Source organism: Dehalococcoidales bacterium, from assembly GCA_028716225.1.
In the GTDB taxonomy this organism is placed as follows: domain Bacteria; phylum Chloroflexota; class Dehalococcoidia; order Dehalococcoidales; family UBA5760; genus UBA5760.
Window position 1 is genome coordinate 25,596 of the sequence record JAQUQE010000008.1, and the last position, 14,456, is coordinate 40,051.

14 protein-coding genes are annotated in these 14,456 nt (G+C 50.3%); 4 read left to right on the forward strand and 10 right to left on the reverse strand.

All coding sequences use genetic code 11. The features are described 5' to 3' along the window. Nucleotides 1–99: 99 nt before the first annotated feature. Entirely contained in the window at nt 100–1,827 is a 1,728-nt protein-coding gene (locus tag PHI12_06215) for a hypothetical protein (GenBank protein ID MDD5510382.1), read from the forward strand. A gap of 184 nt (nt 1,828–2,011) precedes the next feature. Here PHI12_06215 and PHI12_06220 read toward each other — a convergent pair whose 3' ends face one another. Next, nucleotides 2,012–2,971 carry a DUF3800 domain-containing protein gene (locus PHI12_06220; GenBank protein MDD5510383.1) on the reverse strand — a complete coding sequence of 320 codons (960 nt, stop codon included), beginning with the start codon at nt 2,969–2,971 and terminating at the stop codon, nt 2,012–2,014. A 233-nt stretch (nt 2,972–3,204) separates the two neighbouring features. Then, entirely contained in the window at nt 3,205–5,106 is a 1,902-nt protein-coding gene (locus PHI12_06225; protein ID MDD5510384.1) for a hypothetical protein, read from the reverse strand. Between the two features lie 359 nt (nt 5,107–5,465). Here PHI12_06225 and PHI12_06230 point away from each other — a divergent pair, with 359 nt between their 5' ends. Next, complete coding sequence (locus PHI12_06230) at nt 5,466–6,041, forward strand: Maf family protein (GenBank protein MDD5510385.1); 576 nt, start codon at nt 5,466–5,468, stop codon at nt 6,039–6,041. A gap of 46 nt (nt 6,042–6,087) precedes the next feature. On the opposite strand, the gene PHI12_06235 is transcribed toward PHI12_06230, so the two are convergent. Continuing rightward, on the reverse strand, nt 6,088–7,425 hold the full coding sequence (locus PHI12_06235; protein MDD5510386.1) for an NAD(P)/FAD-dependent oxidoreductase: 1,338 nt from the start codon (nt 7,423–7,425) through the stop codon (nt 6,088–6,090). Between the two features lie 211 nt (nt 7,426–7,636). Here PHI12_06235 and PHI12_06240 point away from each other — a divergent pair, with 211 nt between their 5' ends. Next, nucleotides 7,637–8,137, forward strand: coding sequence for a hypothetical protein (locus PHI12_06240; GenBank protein MDD5510387.1), 501 nt, complete (start codon nt 7,637–7,639; stop codon nt 8,135–8,137). Here PHI12_06240 and PHI12_06245 read toward each other — a convergent pair. The 7 genes from PHI12_06245 to PHI12_06275 all read right to left on the reverse strand — a co-directional run bounded on the left by PHI12_06245 (nt 8,134) and on the right by PHI12_06275 (nt 12,868). Further along, entirely contained in the window at nt 8,134–8,469 is a 336-nt protein-coding gene (locus tag PHI12_06245; protein ID MDD5510388.1) for a type II toxin-antitoxin system PemK/MazF family toxin, read from the reverse strand. The genes PHI12_06240 and PHI12_06245 overlap by 4 nt on opposite strands. Beyond that, nucleotides 8,454–8,696, reverse strand: a complete 243-nt coding sequence (locus PHI12_06250) for a ribbon-helix-helix domain-containing protein (GenBank protein ID MDD5510389.1) — start codon at nt 8,694–8,696, stop codon at nt 8,454–8,456. Before PHI12_06250 ends, PHI12_06245 begins: the two co-directional genes overlap by 16 nt. Nucleotides 8,697–8,878: 182 nt before the next feature. Continuing rightward, nucleotides 8,879–9,127 (reverse strand): hypothetical protein, encoded by a 249-nt coding sequence (locus PHI12_06255; protein MDD5510390.1) that lies wholly within the window; start codon nt 9,125–9,127, stop codon nt 8,879–8,881. 75 nt (nt 9,128–9,202) lie between these two features. Beyond that, nucleotides 9,203–10,162 (reverse strand): hypothetical protein, encoded by a 960-nt coding sequence (locus PHI12_06260; GenBank protein ID MDD5510391.1) that lies wholly within the window; start codon nt 10,160–10,162, stop codon nt 9,203–9,205. 54 nt (nt 10,163–10,216) lie between these two features. After that, a complete protein-coding gene (locus PHI12_06265; GenBank protein ID MDD5510392.1) occupies nt 10,217–10,810 on the reverse strand; it encodes a hypothetical protein in 594 nt (197 codons plus the stop codon). A 178-nt stretch (nt 10,811–10,988) separates the two neighbouring features. After that, nucleotides 10,989–12,305 carry a DUF5667 domain-containing protein gene (locus PHI12_06270; protein MDD5510393.1) on the reverse strand — a complete coding sequence of 439 codons (1,317 nt, stop codon included), beginning with the start codon at nt 12,303–12,305 and terminating at the stop codon, nt 10,989–10,991. Beyond that, on the reverse strand, nt 12,302–12,868 hold the full coding sequence (locus PHI12_06275; protein MDD5510394.1) for a sigma-70 family RNA polymerase sigma factor: 567 nt from the start codon (nt 12,866–12,868) through the stop codon (nt 12,302–12,304). The genes PHI12_06270 and PHI12_06275 overlap by 4 nt, the downstream gene beginning before the upstream one ends. Before the next feature lie 336 nt (nt 12,869–13,204). Here PHI12_06275 and PHI12_06280 point away from each other — a divergent pair, with 336 nt between their 5' ends. Continuing rightward, nucleotides 13,205–14,437: an anion transporter gene (locus PHI12_06280; protein MDD5510395.1), complete on the forward strand. Its 1,233-nt coding sequence runs from the start codon at nt 13,205–13,207 to the stop codon at nt 14,435–14,437. The last annotated feature ends 19 nt before the right edge of the window (nt 14,438–14,456 follow it).

Here is a 14,456-nt window from a genome sequence, read left to right on the forward strand (position 1 = left end):
GTTCATGTTGAAGACTAATATCGTGAGAAGATATGACATGTTACTGGAGGCATGTGATATGATCAAAGTGGTTTTATTCGACTGGATGAATACTTTCACTTGAAAGAGGAAATCATGCCGTGGATAGCCAAATTCAATGAGACGGGAACACACGCAAAGGGTATCTTCAAGAGAAGGCCAACCGAGGAAGAATGGAAAGACCCTATAAAGCTAATATCTGTTCCTAGAGACCACTATATAAAAGTACGGGTTGATCTATATCCAGCCGAAGGAACTAAAACATATACCCAGCAGTACATAGATGAGACCGTTTGGGATGAAGATAGGCAAGAGGTCATCCTGACTGGCAAAAAGAAACTCAACCCTTGCCTTTGCCATTTCATCAAGATAGACCCGGAGACCACTAGGGCGGAACTCGAAGCTTATGTGCGTAGTATCTTCGATAGTAGCACAAGAGCTAGTCTTGACATCGCCCTAGCGTCAGGTAATTCTAACGCAGTCTCAAGTATCATGAAGTCTAGAGCCGGCTTTGGGAGGCTGCAGACCGAGTACAGAGATTACTTAATCGGCGAGTTCCTGACTCCCGACGATGCAATTGTTTTAGATGAAGCTAGGCATGGTAGAGCCGCTCCTCAAGATGCACAGGTGGTAATTCAGCGAGCTGAACAACGACTTAAGACTACTCGCCAGCCCGTAGTCTACAAAGCCCTTAACGATCGCTTTCTAGGTTTGGAAATTGAGCTATCGGATATAGAGACTGCTATAGCGCAAAAAGATAACAAACCGATTACATATATATGGCGTGTTGCTGTCGTTATAAATTTTCCTAGACATCTTCCGGCAACATCACCACCGTATCCTGGACAGGTGATCAAAGCTGTAAGTAGAATTCCACAAGGATCCTATCTAAACGCTGGCGGCGTTTTTGTAACAATAACTCCTTGGCCGAATGTAAAAATATCTTCACTTCCCTACGGACCTTCCGGGCTACAAGATGAACCAGCAGCTTTGGTATTCTACGTTACTGGTGAGTACGTTGAGGCGATGAACAGAACGAGGGGTCTCATTGAACCATTGTTGGATAGTCTATCTTTTCAATTACAGACTGCCATACATGCCTATGAAATGCAAGTGCTTGACATGACACCACCTGTATCAATTGGGATGGAACGAGATTTGTTTGTTAGCAAGTATGCCTCAGGTAAATTCATACCAGCGTTTCCTCCTACTAACGTTAACACATTAATACAGCCACAGCTTGACCTAAGTTTAGAAAAAGCGAGTGCCAGGACACGGTCAGCGTTACGTTGGTATATAAAGGGATTAGCAGCAATTTATGAAGTGGACAAGTTCGTGTTCTTTTGGGCATCGTTAGAGATCCTACGTGCACAAAGTGGCGTATCTGTTATTGCGCCTTATCAAGCTCCGTGCAGACACGAGATACCTAATTGCCCTACCTGTGGGATAGCTACATTCAAGGAAGTACTTGGGCAGAGTATGAAGAAATTCCTTGTAGAAAAAGCGAATATTTCGCCGGAGACAGCTAATAAGCTATGGCAATTCAGACAGATAGTCCATGGCACCAAAGATCTCACTTATGAAGACATGCGTGATTTACCAATGATGGCTAATTCATTGAGGAGGGCACTTTTAATTCTGCTCAAATCGGCACTTGGCTGGCCTCTTGATCAACCACCGGTAATGTCGACTGGCGGTTCTGGTATTATCACAAGTCACGTCATCAACAGCAGGCATACATTAGACACCTACGATATTGAATTGGCTATCCATGCAGGCGATTTATTCCGTAATAAGCCTTCAGGTTAATTCCGACTGAGGAGATACAGCTACCCTTGCCACAACCATAGTTAGCCTTGGGCACTTATCTAGCCGCTTAATCCATTTTTCAGGCGAAATCCGACTCTGTTATTTTATTCGTCACAATGTCGAATTGGCCTGACTTGAGCAGGTGTTCTGTGCGTCCGTAAATAATGTCTGGTAGTCTTCATCGTCAAGCAACTAGAGGTTTATGATGCTTGTCTTTTATGTAGATGTGGGTCCTGCGGCTCTCTTTCGAGACGGCTAACAGTATGCCTTTGTAGCCTTCGAAAGGGACGAATTTATCTCTCTGCACAATTGACACTTCATTCGAAAGGTCATAAGGACCCCTGACAAAACTACGCATTGCGGTGTAGGCCAAAAAGTCGGCAAGTTGGACGCCGTAGGAAGCGGAGGAATCGATTTCATTAACTGTATTTCCTAAATGCCAATCAGGTTGGTTTCTCGCTGGCCACCCCGGGAAAAAGAACCGCGATTTCGCGATAGGCCAAGCGGCCGCCAGTATCCGAAATAAGACTTGCCAAGCCTTGGTTCCCTTTACAAACTGCTTATCCACCACTAGTTGATTGTCATCTTTCAAACCTACCCAATGCATCAATCCAGTCGTCAATCCAAAGAGGACACCTGTTAGGCTAGCGAGTTGTCCGGGGCCCTTCCTTTTGATCAAGCTACTTGCAAGAGCTATGAAGGCATTTTTCTCTTTCTCCGAAAGTAATGTCAGAACTTCGTCTTTATATTTTACGATGTCTTTGGAGAACCGCTGGACACTCTCCAAACCACCATTGTTTTTGTCTATCAGCACAAGAGCAAAGTGGACGTGCGGTATAATTCGTGTTCGACCACCCCTCTTACAAGTTACGATTCGGCTAATCCTGTGCAATAGGTCTCTTTTCTGCGATTCGCTGATCCCTCGCCACTCCCGATCAGTATTGAAAACTCTCCCTGTGTGGAATTCGAAGTCATTACGATTGACATCAATGCCCCAATCTGCAACATAATTCCTTATGCGGTTATAGCGTGGTACCACTCGCAGTGCCAGTTCTTCCTCAGAGACTATTAGAGCTGCCAAGACAACCACAGGTTGAGAGTTGTCCTTTATGTCTCCTGCATAGTCAGCAAAGATAATATTCATACTTCCATTATACCTTTACATCTTGAGCTAAGCGGTAGAGTGCTGCGTTTAACTACCTAGCTTAAGAATTGGCTCGAGGGTTTAGAGCTCACCAACTTTTAGTAGGTCACACATTCCTTCATAGTGAGAGTGCTGAAAAAGTCTAAAAAATCAAGAATTCTGACATTTTGTAGGCACGATTTTTAAGACAAAACCAGATAAAAGTGGGATTTTTCAGCACTCTCATAGTGTTACTAGGACAACTCATACCCTTGTTTGATCGTTACTTTGTTGGCTGCGTTCTCAATAGTATCTCTGTCCTCGATAAGCGCTTCGAACTCTTGGGGAGTTAACACCCGCGGGATGTCTTTTGATAGCCAATAGCGCCGATCCATGCTCGGTATGAACTCAACAAAAGGGCTCACGGCTACAGGCACGATGTACTTGTATTTGCTTATGTCGTAGTTCGTGCCCACAGGGTTATTTGCCAACCATTCTGCCTTTTCGTCGATTTGGGTCAAGGCCAATTCCACCATATTTTCGACATGATGCTTGATAGCTTGTGGCTCGCCACGCTCAAAGGCAATTGACCGGGCAACAGCTTTGCACTCGGCAATTATCAAGTAGTCACCCATAGCTGCTGCATAATCGATTTGATGCTTGTCGCCATGGTCTGCCTTGCAGGGTCCTGTGGGAAGCATAGATGCCTTGCTGCGAAGGGCGTTTTCCAAAGCGACACCCTTGAAATTCTGGTCGGGTATAGACACACCGATGAATAGATCATGCAGCCTTCGGAGGATCCAAGCATAATCTACGAAGAGCGCATTATTTTTGATGGGTAGGAACAAATAGTGAGGTCCCGGATAAGCCAAGCTAATATCCCGTCGGTTCGATGCGTTCAGAGTCCAAAAATTGATGGCCAGGTCGATTTCTTTGGAATCGATGGTCGTCTTCTCAATGGCCAGCACCTCATGAGCATCAGATAGAAAAGTCATTATTTCGTTGCGAAGGAATTCTTTCCGACACGGGCCTTCGTATGCCCTTTGCCAGTACCTAAATACCGACATACCCCGAGTCTCATTCCAAGAGTGGAATACTCTAGAACACAGAGCAGCAACCACGACGATTACTGCGTCAAAAGATGAGCCATATCGCTCGCGAAACGCGCTTGAGAAAGGAAGATGGGCCTGCCGATACTCCCTCAGGTTGAATGGTACCCAGACGAAGTTCGGAACGAAATCAGGGCTCAGTCTTATCCGGTAGAGCTTGCTGAATAGCTTTTGGAGGTCCTTGCCAGTCACGTCACCGAGGTTGTATACCGGTAAAAAAACGCAACCTGATGCCGAATTCTCCGTCACGTCAGGAAAAACAACGCCTGTCGCTGAGTGTGAAGCTCCGAATTTGCTAGCGCGTTTGTCGAAGTTGCTGACTAGGAAGTCGAGTTCCTCGGAGCGATCATCGATGAAACACTCTGGTGGTTCACACACAATTAGGTTGGCTCCTTTTCCAGTTGTTCTAAGTGCGGCGCCAACGCGCCAAATCTCATAGGCTAACTTTTCAAGGTTATAGCACGCTTCGAGGTCAAACCCTGAGAAATCGGTGAGGACAAGCTGATTACCCTGGGCAAGGATTTCTCTCTCTACCTCAAACTCTGGAGCCATCAGAAGGCCACCAAGAACTCTCTCGATAGGTATTGTTTGACTTTCCGCGATCTTGGTGCACAATGCAAAGCCCGCGTATTTCTGAAAGGCAGCTTCGAGGATAGCCCTTGTTAAGCCGATAGTTGCCCCTTGTTTATCTTGTCCAATTGCCCCAGGCGATAAACGCCGGTAGAGGTGCAGACAGTAGGCAAGTGACAAGTCACTTATTGACTTTCGTAACTCGGCCTCCACGCTTTGAAGGTAGCTGTTCAGTAATACCTTCGCTTGATTCCACTGGTATTCACCAGATTGAATGAGTTGCCAGAACCGATTTCGAATAGGGTGGGGTGTTGTAATATCTGACGAGGCGCGGGCTTTCTCTGCGTGTAGCAGTAAGAACGGCCTCTGATAGTAGTCGGTAATAAGTATAGACTCGCTTTCGCCTCCACTACTTGACTGCATTGGTAGTGAGTCTTCCCTGTCAGCGTACTTCATATCGACATCCGTATCCTTCAAACACGTACATCATACGCCACGACGGGGACTTAGACAACGCAACAGACTAGAGAGGTCAGCCCCATGCCTCTTGCCACGTCAACACTAGGTCTGGTATGATGCCAGGATCTCCTGCAAATCTGGAATCAGAGTTTTCTTTTCAAACAGAAGTTCGGGAATTGTTCCGAAAGGCCCACCAAGGGGTACGATAGGCAGAACTTCGGTTACCTCTCGACCACTGCCATGTCCCGCAGTTTCCTTGAAGCATTAACTCACCTTCCGGACCGCGGTGGCGCTGCCATTGGCATGGACCGGCTGGTAATGATCCTGTGCGATCTTGACTCGATAGACGAAGCCATCGCTTTTACAGCAGACACGGCATGAAAGAAATAATACTAGCCTCAGCATCACCAAGAAGAAAGGAATTACTGGGGAAAATAGGCCTCAGATTTGAGGTCGAACCAAGCAACTACACAGAAGATATAACTTCGGGGTTACAGCCGCACGCTCTTGCCCGGAAAATATCCCTTGAAAAAGCCAGGGCGGTTGCGGATAGACATAGAAATGCCATAGTCATTGCCGCTGATACTTTTATTGTTTTCGGTAGCCAAATATTGGGTAAGCCACACACAGAAATAGAGGCACGGAAAATGCTGGAGGCGATAAGCGGCAAGTCCCATTCTGTAATCACGGGTTTTAGTATAATAGACACCGGTAAAAACAAAACACTCTCCAGATCAGTAGAAACAAAAGTTTATTTCAGAAGATTGACATTGTCCGAGATTGATAACTATATCAAATCGAAGGAGCCATTAGATAAAGCAGGTGCCTACGCCATCCATGGGTTGGGTGCTGTTTTCGTTGATAAGATTGAGGGTGATTATTTCAATGTAGTTGGGCTCCCATTGAGTGCTCTAACGGAAGCCTTAAAAGAATTCGGCATCAACATACTGTAGAGATTGGCGCTGTATGACATGGGACAGTGATAGGATTGATAAAAGTCTAATGGTGTGCAGCACCGAGAGCAAAGTTAGTCGCATTCTCACCAGCGACATAGCCGGTAGAAAAAGCAGCCTGCAGATTATAACCACCAGTCTCAGCATCAATGTCCATCACCTCACCACAAAAATAAAGCCCTGCGACTAGGCGTGAGGCCATAGTGCGAGGGTCAATCTCTTTCAAGGAGACACCACCAGCAGTCACCATAGCCGAAGTTAATGGCAATGGAACCCTAATGTTAAAACGGAGCGACTTAATCAGTATCAACAGCTGCTCTCGTTCTTCAGCATTAATCTGGTAGCCACATTTTTTAGACGGTATACCAGTCATCTCAACAAATGGCTCAACCAGTTTTTGTGGTAAGAGTCCCTTGAGGATGTTGCGATAGTTTCGTTTCCCATAGTTGTCAAAATCTCGTTGTAGTCGCTTGCGTAGCTCCTTATCGCTGAGTGCTGGTTTGAGGTCAATGGATACGCTGACCGGCCCGCGTCTAAGGGCATCGACTATGGCTAGGCTCATTTGTAGTGTGATTGGCCCGCCTATGCCAAAATGGGTCATCATCATCTCACCCATACGACTTTCTATAACAGGCAGCCGCGGGTGTGTGCCAATTATACCCCGTCCTGAGTCTCTGGCTGGTATCATTGAAGTATTGATCTCGTCAGCCGTGCACTGATATGCCGTCAAGCGTACATTACGTAAACTGACGCCCTGCATACTTCTGGCGCGCTCTACCTCAAATACAACCAGAGGCACCAGAGCAGGACGTAACTCGGTAATGGTATGGCCAATATCAGCAGCCATACGATACCCGTCACCAGTAGAACCAGTACCTGGAAAAGAAGCGCCACCAGTGCCCAGGATAACTGCCGCGGCAGGATATGTCTGTGAGCCAGTTTGTACACCTACTACCCGCCCTTTATCCACCATTATGTTAGTTACGCGGGCACCAGTCTGTATCTGGACCCGATGATCGGCCAAGTAGTGTTTAAAGGCTTCGACGATGTCCCGAGCATCATCAGACGCAGGAAAGACTCGCCCACCACGTTCAGTCTTGGTTTCCACAGCGTAATACCTTAAAAAATCCAATAAGTCATTTCGAAAGTAACGCTTGAAGGCACTATAAAGAAAGCGACCATTAGCACCATACATGGCAATAAAGTCATCCCACTCTTTCGCATTGGTCAGGTTACAGCGTTTCTTGCCGCTGATACTAACTTTTCTACCGAGACGTTCGGTCTTTTCCAGGAGAAGCACATGGGCACCCGATTCGGCAGCTCGCCCGGCAGCCATCATGCCACTGGCTCCACCACCGACAACAACGACCCGTTTAGTAGTCATATCTACCATTCCTAATTCACTTCCGTCCAATGCTAGCTCCTATCGACAAATTGTGCTTTAGCAGCCTGAGCTTGTCAAGAGGAAGGGGATAAATCCTTGATTGATCGGGTTATCACACAAAACTCGGTAACGTGCAGCCCTGTATAAAACCTGCCTGGCTATGATATTATTCTCGTTGGAACCATTTTCTTTGGACATAAGACGGGTGTGATTGAAGAAAAAGCAAATGCGGAAGCTTACTATTTGCCTCGTAGTCTTCTTAGTTATAGTCTCGGCTGTATCCAGCTGTAGCGGGCTTGGCGGATCCCAGGTAAACCTGAATGAGGAGTTTGCCTTATCTCCGGGCCAGCTTGCCTTCGTTGAGGGAGAGAACCTGTCAGTCAAGTTTTTGGAGGTAGTGGAAGATAGCCGTTGTCCGAGAGGTGTGACCTGTATCTGGACAGGTAGGATTGCTGTCATAGTCGAACTTACACACGCAGGCTCGTCCGACCGGCTAACATTGACCGAGCCCGGCCTGACCGACGAATATTCCAAAGAAAGTCACCAGGGGTATGAACTTGCCTTTCAGGTGACTCCATATCCTCAGGCTGCCGAGGAAATACCCACCAGTGCCTACCGTTTACACTTGATTATCAGAAAGCTACCCGAGCTGACAAGTATATCCAGTGATGTATCGCTATATACTGAGAGTAAAGGTTATGCCGTACATTAATCGATAACCTCATTCAGTCCTTCCACAATCTTTATTAATTCTTCCTGCGATACATTGCCAATGAGATTACCTATTCTTTCCGTAGAAAGTGTTCTTATCTGGCTGATTTTGGCCCAGGAGCGCTTGGGCAAATTACCGGTTTTTAATTCCAGCGTCAAGGGAAAACCTGCCTTTTGCGGTTGGCTGGTTATTGCTACTGCAACCACAGTCCCGGAATTCTCATTGAAGACATCGTGACTGAGAATTATCACCGGACGTAGTCCGGTTTGTTCTCGTCCCCGGCCTGGATTTAAATCCGCCCAACGAATCTCACCCCTTAATATTCCGGCCATTCTTTCACGTCCCCGGCAATTCCTTCCTCGGATAACTTTCTCTCAAATACCGCATCGAGTTTAGAACTTTCAGCAATTAATCTGGTCTTTTTCAGGCGCAGCAGTTTTTCACTTATTGCTTCTTGAATAGCCTGACTGCGATTCCGGAAAACATCTTCTTGAATCAGCCTATCAAGTTCACCAATTGACTGCTTGTCTAACGTGATTGCTATCTTTTCCTTACCCATACCGACCTCCTTGGTATTACATATTATCATACCATATACGGGATATCAAAATGGAAATTCCAAAAATTAAATACATTAACCAAGGCAAGGCCCGGGCGAATGAATCTATTCACCCGGGCCTTTTGATTTGCCCGAATCTACGATACTATTTCTTTACCCCGGTAATAATCTACACCGGAGAGCTAGAAGCCGCTGCCATCGGGAATGCCGTCGCCGGAGTTGGGGGCAGGACCGACCGGCCCGGAACCGGAACCGACCTCGCCATTAGCTCCGTTAGGGCCGTCAAATCCGCTGCCATCGGAAATACCATCTCCGGCATTAGGAGCGGGCCCCATCGGTCCGGAACTGGCGGAGGCAATACCCGCAAAAGCAATTGTCATGATTGCGGCTAATGCCATTGTCAACCCCACTATTTTCAGCGTTCTCCTCATCAACTAGACTCCTTTCTTTCTATTTATTATATTCGGTATTTTCATTTTAGCGATGCTTATCAACGAGCTAACCGGTTAAGATTGTTGCCCCTTCTGAGCGCCGCCCTGCCCACCGGGTGTTGTGTTTGGCCCGTTGGCATCGTCGGATTGACCCGACTGGCCGGACTGCTGATGCGACTGCTGTGCACCCGCACCTTGATGCTGCGCGTTCCGGATAGTCTGGCGAATCTGTTCCATTTTCTGATCGCAATGGCCGATCGCCGCCTGGATAGCAGCTTGGGCTACCTCCGGAGCCTTGGCCATAACCTGCTCCAGCACGCCCCTTTTTCTCAACATCAAGCCTTCCAGCTTCTCGCCCAATCGAGCCATCTTTTGCTCTCTCGCCTGCACCTCAGCCTGGGTGGCGACCTGCTCATCGGCCAGTGCATTCAACCGGGTCTGGAGCCGGGCTTGAACCTCGGCTGCGGTCTGAGTACCGCTGGCTACGAAATTTCCCTTCCCGCCGGATTGGCGCACCGCTACTGAAATAAAATCCCCCACCACGCCGCCTTTTACTCCCTCGGGGAGCTCGATTGTCATCGTCTCGCCGGCGGCGTTGATGATAGTCATCACCCCGTCTTCCACGGAGACAACCACTCCGCTGAGGTGCTGTCGCGTGGCTACGGCGGGGACAATCATAACCCGGGTTGCCGTATAGCTCCCGTCCCCGGCTATCGCCGCCAGTACTGCCAGGCGGTCTCCTACCTCAATATCATCCTTTACGGCTGCTTCCTGGCCCGGTACCCGGTAAATCGTATCTTCGGTCAGAAGAACCGATACTGCGCCGAGGTTGTTGGTCTCGAGTACGATAATACCGTTAGCAATATCGCTGTCAGCGCTAACGACGCCGACAACCCCCTGATAAGGCTGGGTAGCCTGAGCCACTGCGACATTATGGGCCGTTGCAGCTTCGCCGGCAGCCAGAACAATACCTCCGCTGCCGACCAGCGTCGCGGCGGCGACCATTACACCTACGATAACCCCTGTCTTTTTCATCTCTATTTCCTCCCTATTCTTTTTGGTAGTAAAAATTCAATATGATTACCGGTTTTAAGGATTGTATATTACCGTGATAAGTACCGATGCTGAATTGCCGTAGAAATCACTGGCCAGTACCTCGATGAGATTGGGCCCCGGATCCAGAGCAACGGGCCCACTGAAATCGCCGGTTTCATCGACGGAAACGATGTTACCGTTGACACTGACCACGGCATCCGTATTCGTGATACCCTTCACTGTCACCGTCGGCGAGGTTACAACGGAGTCATTTACCGGCTCGACAACAGTAACCGGTAGTGCGGCAGCATATATCACGGTGAGAACCGCTGATTTTTCGTTGCCGTAGAAGTCGCTGGCAACAACTTCTATCACATTGGGCCCGGCTTCCAGATTGATTTCGCCGTTAAAGATTCCCTCGGCATCAACGTCAGCAACTATGCCATTAATGCTGACCACCGCATCCGCCGCGGTCTTTCCGGAGACCGTAATGCGGGATACGCTAACGACGGCCTCGTCGGCCGGTTCGTTTATCTCCAGGGATAGCTCTTCCGTTGCCGCCGGTGCTACCAGCGGGCTACCGGCACAGCCTGTCGCAAGTAGAATAGATAGCGTCAGGATAGCGATCACCACCGGACTTTTCTGCATCACTCCCCCCGTCTTTCTTTGCCCAACAAACCACGCCGTGCTGTTTTACTATATCTAACGGAAGCAAGGCGCTATTCGTTACAGGTGCAGGCCATTTGGGGGAGAATAATTCGGGAAAGCAGGAGGCTGCTAAACGTCAGGAGAACCGCTGACTATGCGAATGCAAAGACGGGTCCAGTCATAACTGCCGTATATCGTCGCCGCTTCCGCCGCGGGTATCGCCCGGCTGCCGGGTGGCAGCAGCGGCTCCGCCGGCGGCTGCGCCCGGTTTCGGAGCCTCACTGGATTGGCTACCCGGTCCACCTTGCTGCTGATTTCCGGCATCCTGTCCATCACCCGATGGTTTGGTACTCTCGCCGGAGTTTGGGGGGGTTTTTCCATTATTAGAATTCGATCCGGAAGACCCCTCCTGCTCTGATGGAGAAGAAGCTCCGGATCCCTGATCGGCTTCTTGACCGCTCTCTTCTCCACCACTCCGGTCCGGCACGGCGTTGCCAAAACGGCGCATCTTCTCCGAATCCTGTAAAGCGTCCTGGGCGCCCTTCCCGTTGCCTCTGGCAGCCTGGGCTTCGGCTCTCTCCAGTCTACCCTGTACTGCCTGCTGATTTATCTGGTTGGCCCGGGACGGGTTTAACGCCGCCAGGTTCCGCACCGCATGCATATGGCCGTTGATCGCGATTTCCCGGGAACCGACCACCGCCGTATGATTAACCCCGGGAGTTTTATCTTCAATGCCATCAATTCTATCCAGGTGGCCTAATATGGCCAGGGCGACTGTTTCCAGCAGCGCTTCGTTATCTTTCAACTGCTCCGATTTTGAAATCGCCAGGTTCAGGTTTTTCTGATAGCCGGCTACGGCCTGAGAGATCCGTTCTGCCTGCGTAGCGGAGACCGCGGCCCATCGGTCGGATAAAGAGCCGGCTACCGACAGAGCGTAAATCTTGCCTGTGCCGTCGTTAATGGCAGCCTGGTCTACCGGCATAGTTACCAGTTCTTCCAACTCATCAAGGCGAATACCGGCAAAGCTAAGCTCCAACTCCACCTCGGCGGCGGCATCGAGGGTGAACACCCTTTGAACCTGCTCTTTACCCAGTTTGACAGAGTATAAGGTCTCACCGGGCAAACTGGATTGTGAAGCGTAGGCGGCGCCGGTAAACACCGCGGCAACCGTCACTACCACCGCAGCGGTAACCGCTGCCGCCCTCACCCTCCCGGTAAACCAACCGCAGCCGATGCCGGGTCGTGGTGAAGCAGCGCTAGCGCTCTTAGCGGACTGGCTGATGCGGATCTGCTCCATCAGGCTGGCCCTGGCCTGTAATTTGAACGATTCGGCAGGCTTGATATCCGGGTCCGCCTTTATGCTGAGCGCCACTCTGAGCAAAGGCTCCAGCTCGGTGCGGGCGTCAGGATAGCGCTTGAGGCACTCGGGAAGGGTGGCTCTACCCGCCCTGATATCCTCGATACACCGGACCAGTATTTCCGCTCTATTTTTCACTGCCGCGCCTTCTCCAGAATCGTTCTTAGTTTCGCCAACCCGCGGTGTTGAATCACCCTGATCGCCCCCTCGCTCTTCCCCAGGGCAGCGGCGATTTCCGGATAAGAGAAATCCTCGATAAACCGCAGCAGGATAACCTGCTGCTGGTCGCCTTTAAGCTGGCGGATAGCCTTCCTCAGGTATTCCCGGTTAAATTCAGCCTCCGCGATATTGGCGGGGTCTTTTTCCGGTTCGGCGGCAATGGCATCAAAATCAATGCGCGACTCCGATTTCTTGGACCGGTAAAAATCGATGACCAGATTATGGCCGATCTTTATCAACCAGGCCAGAAACGGACTGGCGGTCTTCTTATACCGGCCGATTGCCTGCCATGCCTTGATAAAGACCTGCTGGGTGAGGTCTTCGGCATCGGCATTACTGCTGACGCGGTAAAAGATATGCCGGTAAACCCGATCGACATGCATATCATAGAGTATCCCGAAGGCGCCGCTATCTCCAGCCATAGCCCTCTCTACCAGCTTTTCAAGGTCGGTTGATACGTCAGGAGTCTTATCTTCCGGCAAATTACTTTCCCTCTGTTAAACGAAATCGGAGGAGTTATTGTTACAGAATTCAGAAGTTGCAGGAGCGGTAGTAAAACTATATTGTAGGCTAACGACCCGCCTGATGTCCATGAAAAAACCCTCATCGCCAAGGGACCCGCTGTCTAAAACACCGGTAATCTGCTATAATCCAGCTACTTAAGGTCGTCCCGGCCGGTTATTGAGGACTCCGAAAGAAATCGTCAGCCGTAGCACTGTGCGGCTACGGCTCTGGCGTCACGCCGGCATCAATAATGAGCCGGGGAAAACAACCGCTCAACCGGCATAAGCTGTAGGAATAGCTTACCCTGGCAACATATGATATCGATAGTAATCCTCATCGTCGTCTTCGTCCTGATTGCGGTCAGGCAGATCGGCCGGGTCAGATTCCAAATCTGGCAGATAATGCTGTTCGGGGCCATCGGCGTGCTGGTCTCAGGGCAGATCTCTCTCGCCCAGGCAGCAAGGTCGATCAATCTCGACGTGATACTGTTCCTCTTCGGGGTTTTCGTGGTCGGCGAGGCCCTGGAGCAGAGCGGCTACCTCTCCGAGCTGTCGAACCGGCTGTTCCGTAGAGCGAGGTCCTTCGACAGCCTGCTCCTGGCCATCCTCTTCGGGGCCGGGATCATGTCGACCTTCCTGATGAACGACACGCTGGCCATTATCGGCACTCCGGTGGTTCTGCTCATGGCAAGGAGGAACAACCTGCCGGTCAAGCCGTTGCTGCTGACGCTGGCCTTTGCCGTGACCATCGGCAGCGTGATGAGCCCCATCGGCAATCCCCAGAATCTGCTGATCGCCCTCGAGGGCGAAATGGCCAACCCCTTTGTTACCTTTGCCGGCTATCTCTTTTTGCCCACAATGGTCAACCTGCTGGCGGCCTATCTTCTCTTACGGCTGTTTTTCCGCAAGCACCTTCACCTCCGGGTCTGTCCCGACGGCGGGGAGCTGATCACCGACCCCAAGCTGGCCCGGCTGACTAAGGGATCTCTCATCATACTGCTTGCCCTGATCGCGGCCCGGGTGGCAATGGTCTTTCTGGGGGTAAGTTTCGATTTCCGGCTGACCTACATCGCCCTGGCCGCCGCGGCGCCGGTAATACTGGGCAGCCCGAAGCGGGCGGCAGTCTTAAAGAGCATCGACTGGCACACGCTGGTATTCTTCGCCGCCATGTTTGTCCTGACCGCCAGTGCCTGGAATTCGGGTTTCTTCCAGTCGATACTGGATAACGGCTACTACAGCCTGACCTCGGTAGTCCCGATACTGGGGATCAGCACGGCACTGAGCCAGCTCATCTCGAACGTTCCCATGGTGGCGCTGTACCTGCCCACGCTGATGCAGCTGGGCGGGGGGACCGGGGAGATGATGGCGCTGGCGGCGGGCAGCACCATCGCCGGCAACCTTTCCATCCTGGGAGCGGCCAGCAACGTGATCATCATACAGAACGCGGAGAAGAGGGCCAAAGTGATGCTCACCTTCCCGGAATTCATCCGGGTGGGGCTGCCGCTAACGGCGGTAAATATTCTGATATACTGGGCCTTTCTGCATTGACAGGACTATTGAAGTGAAA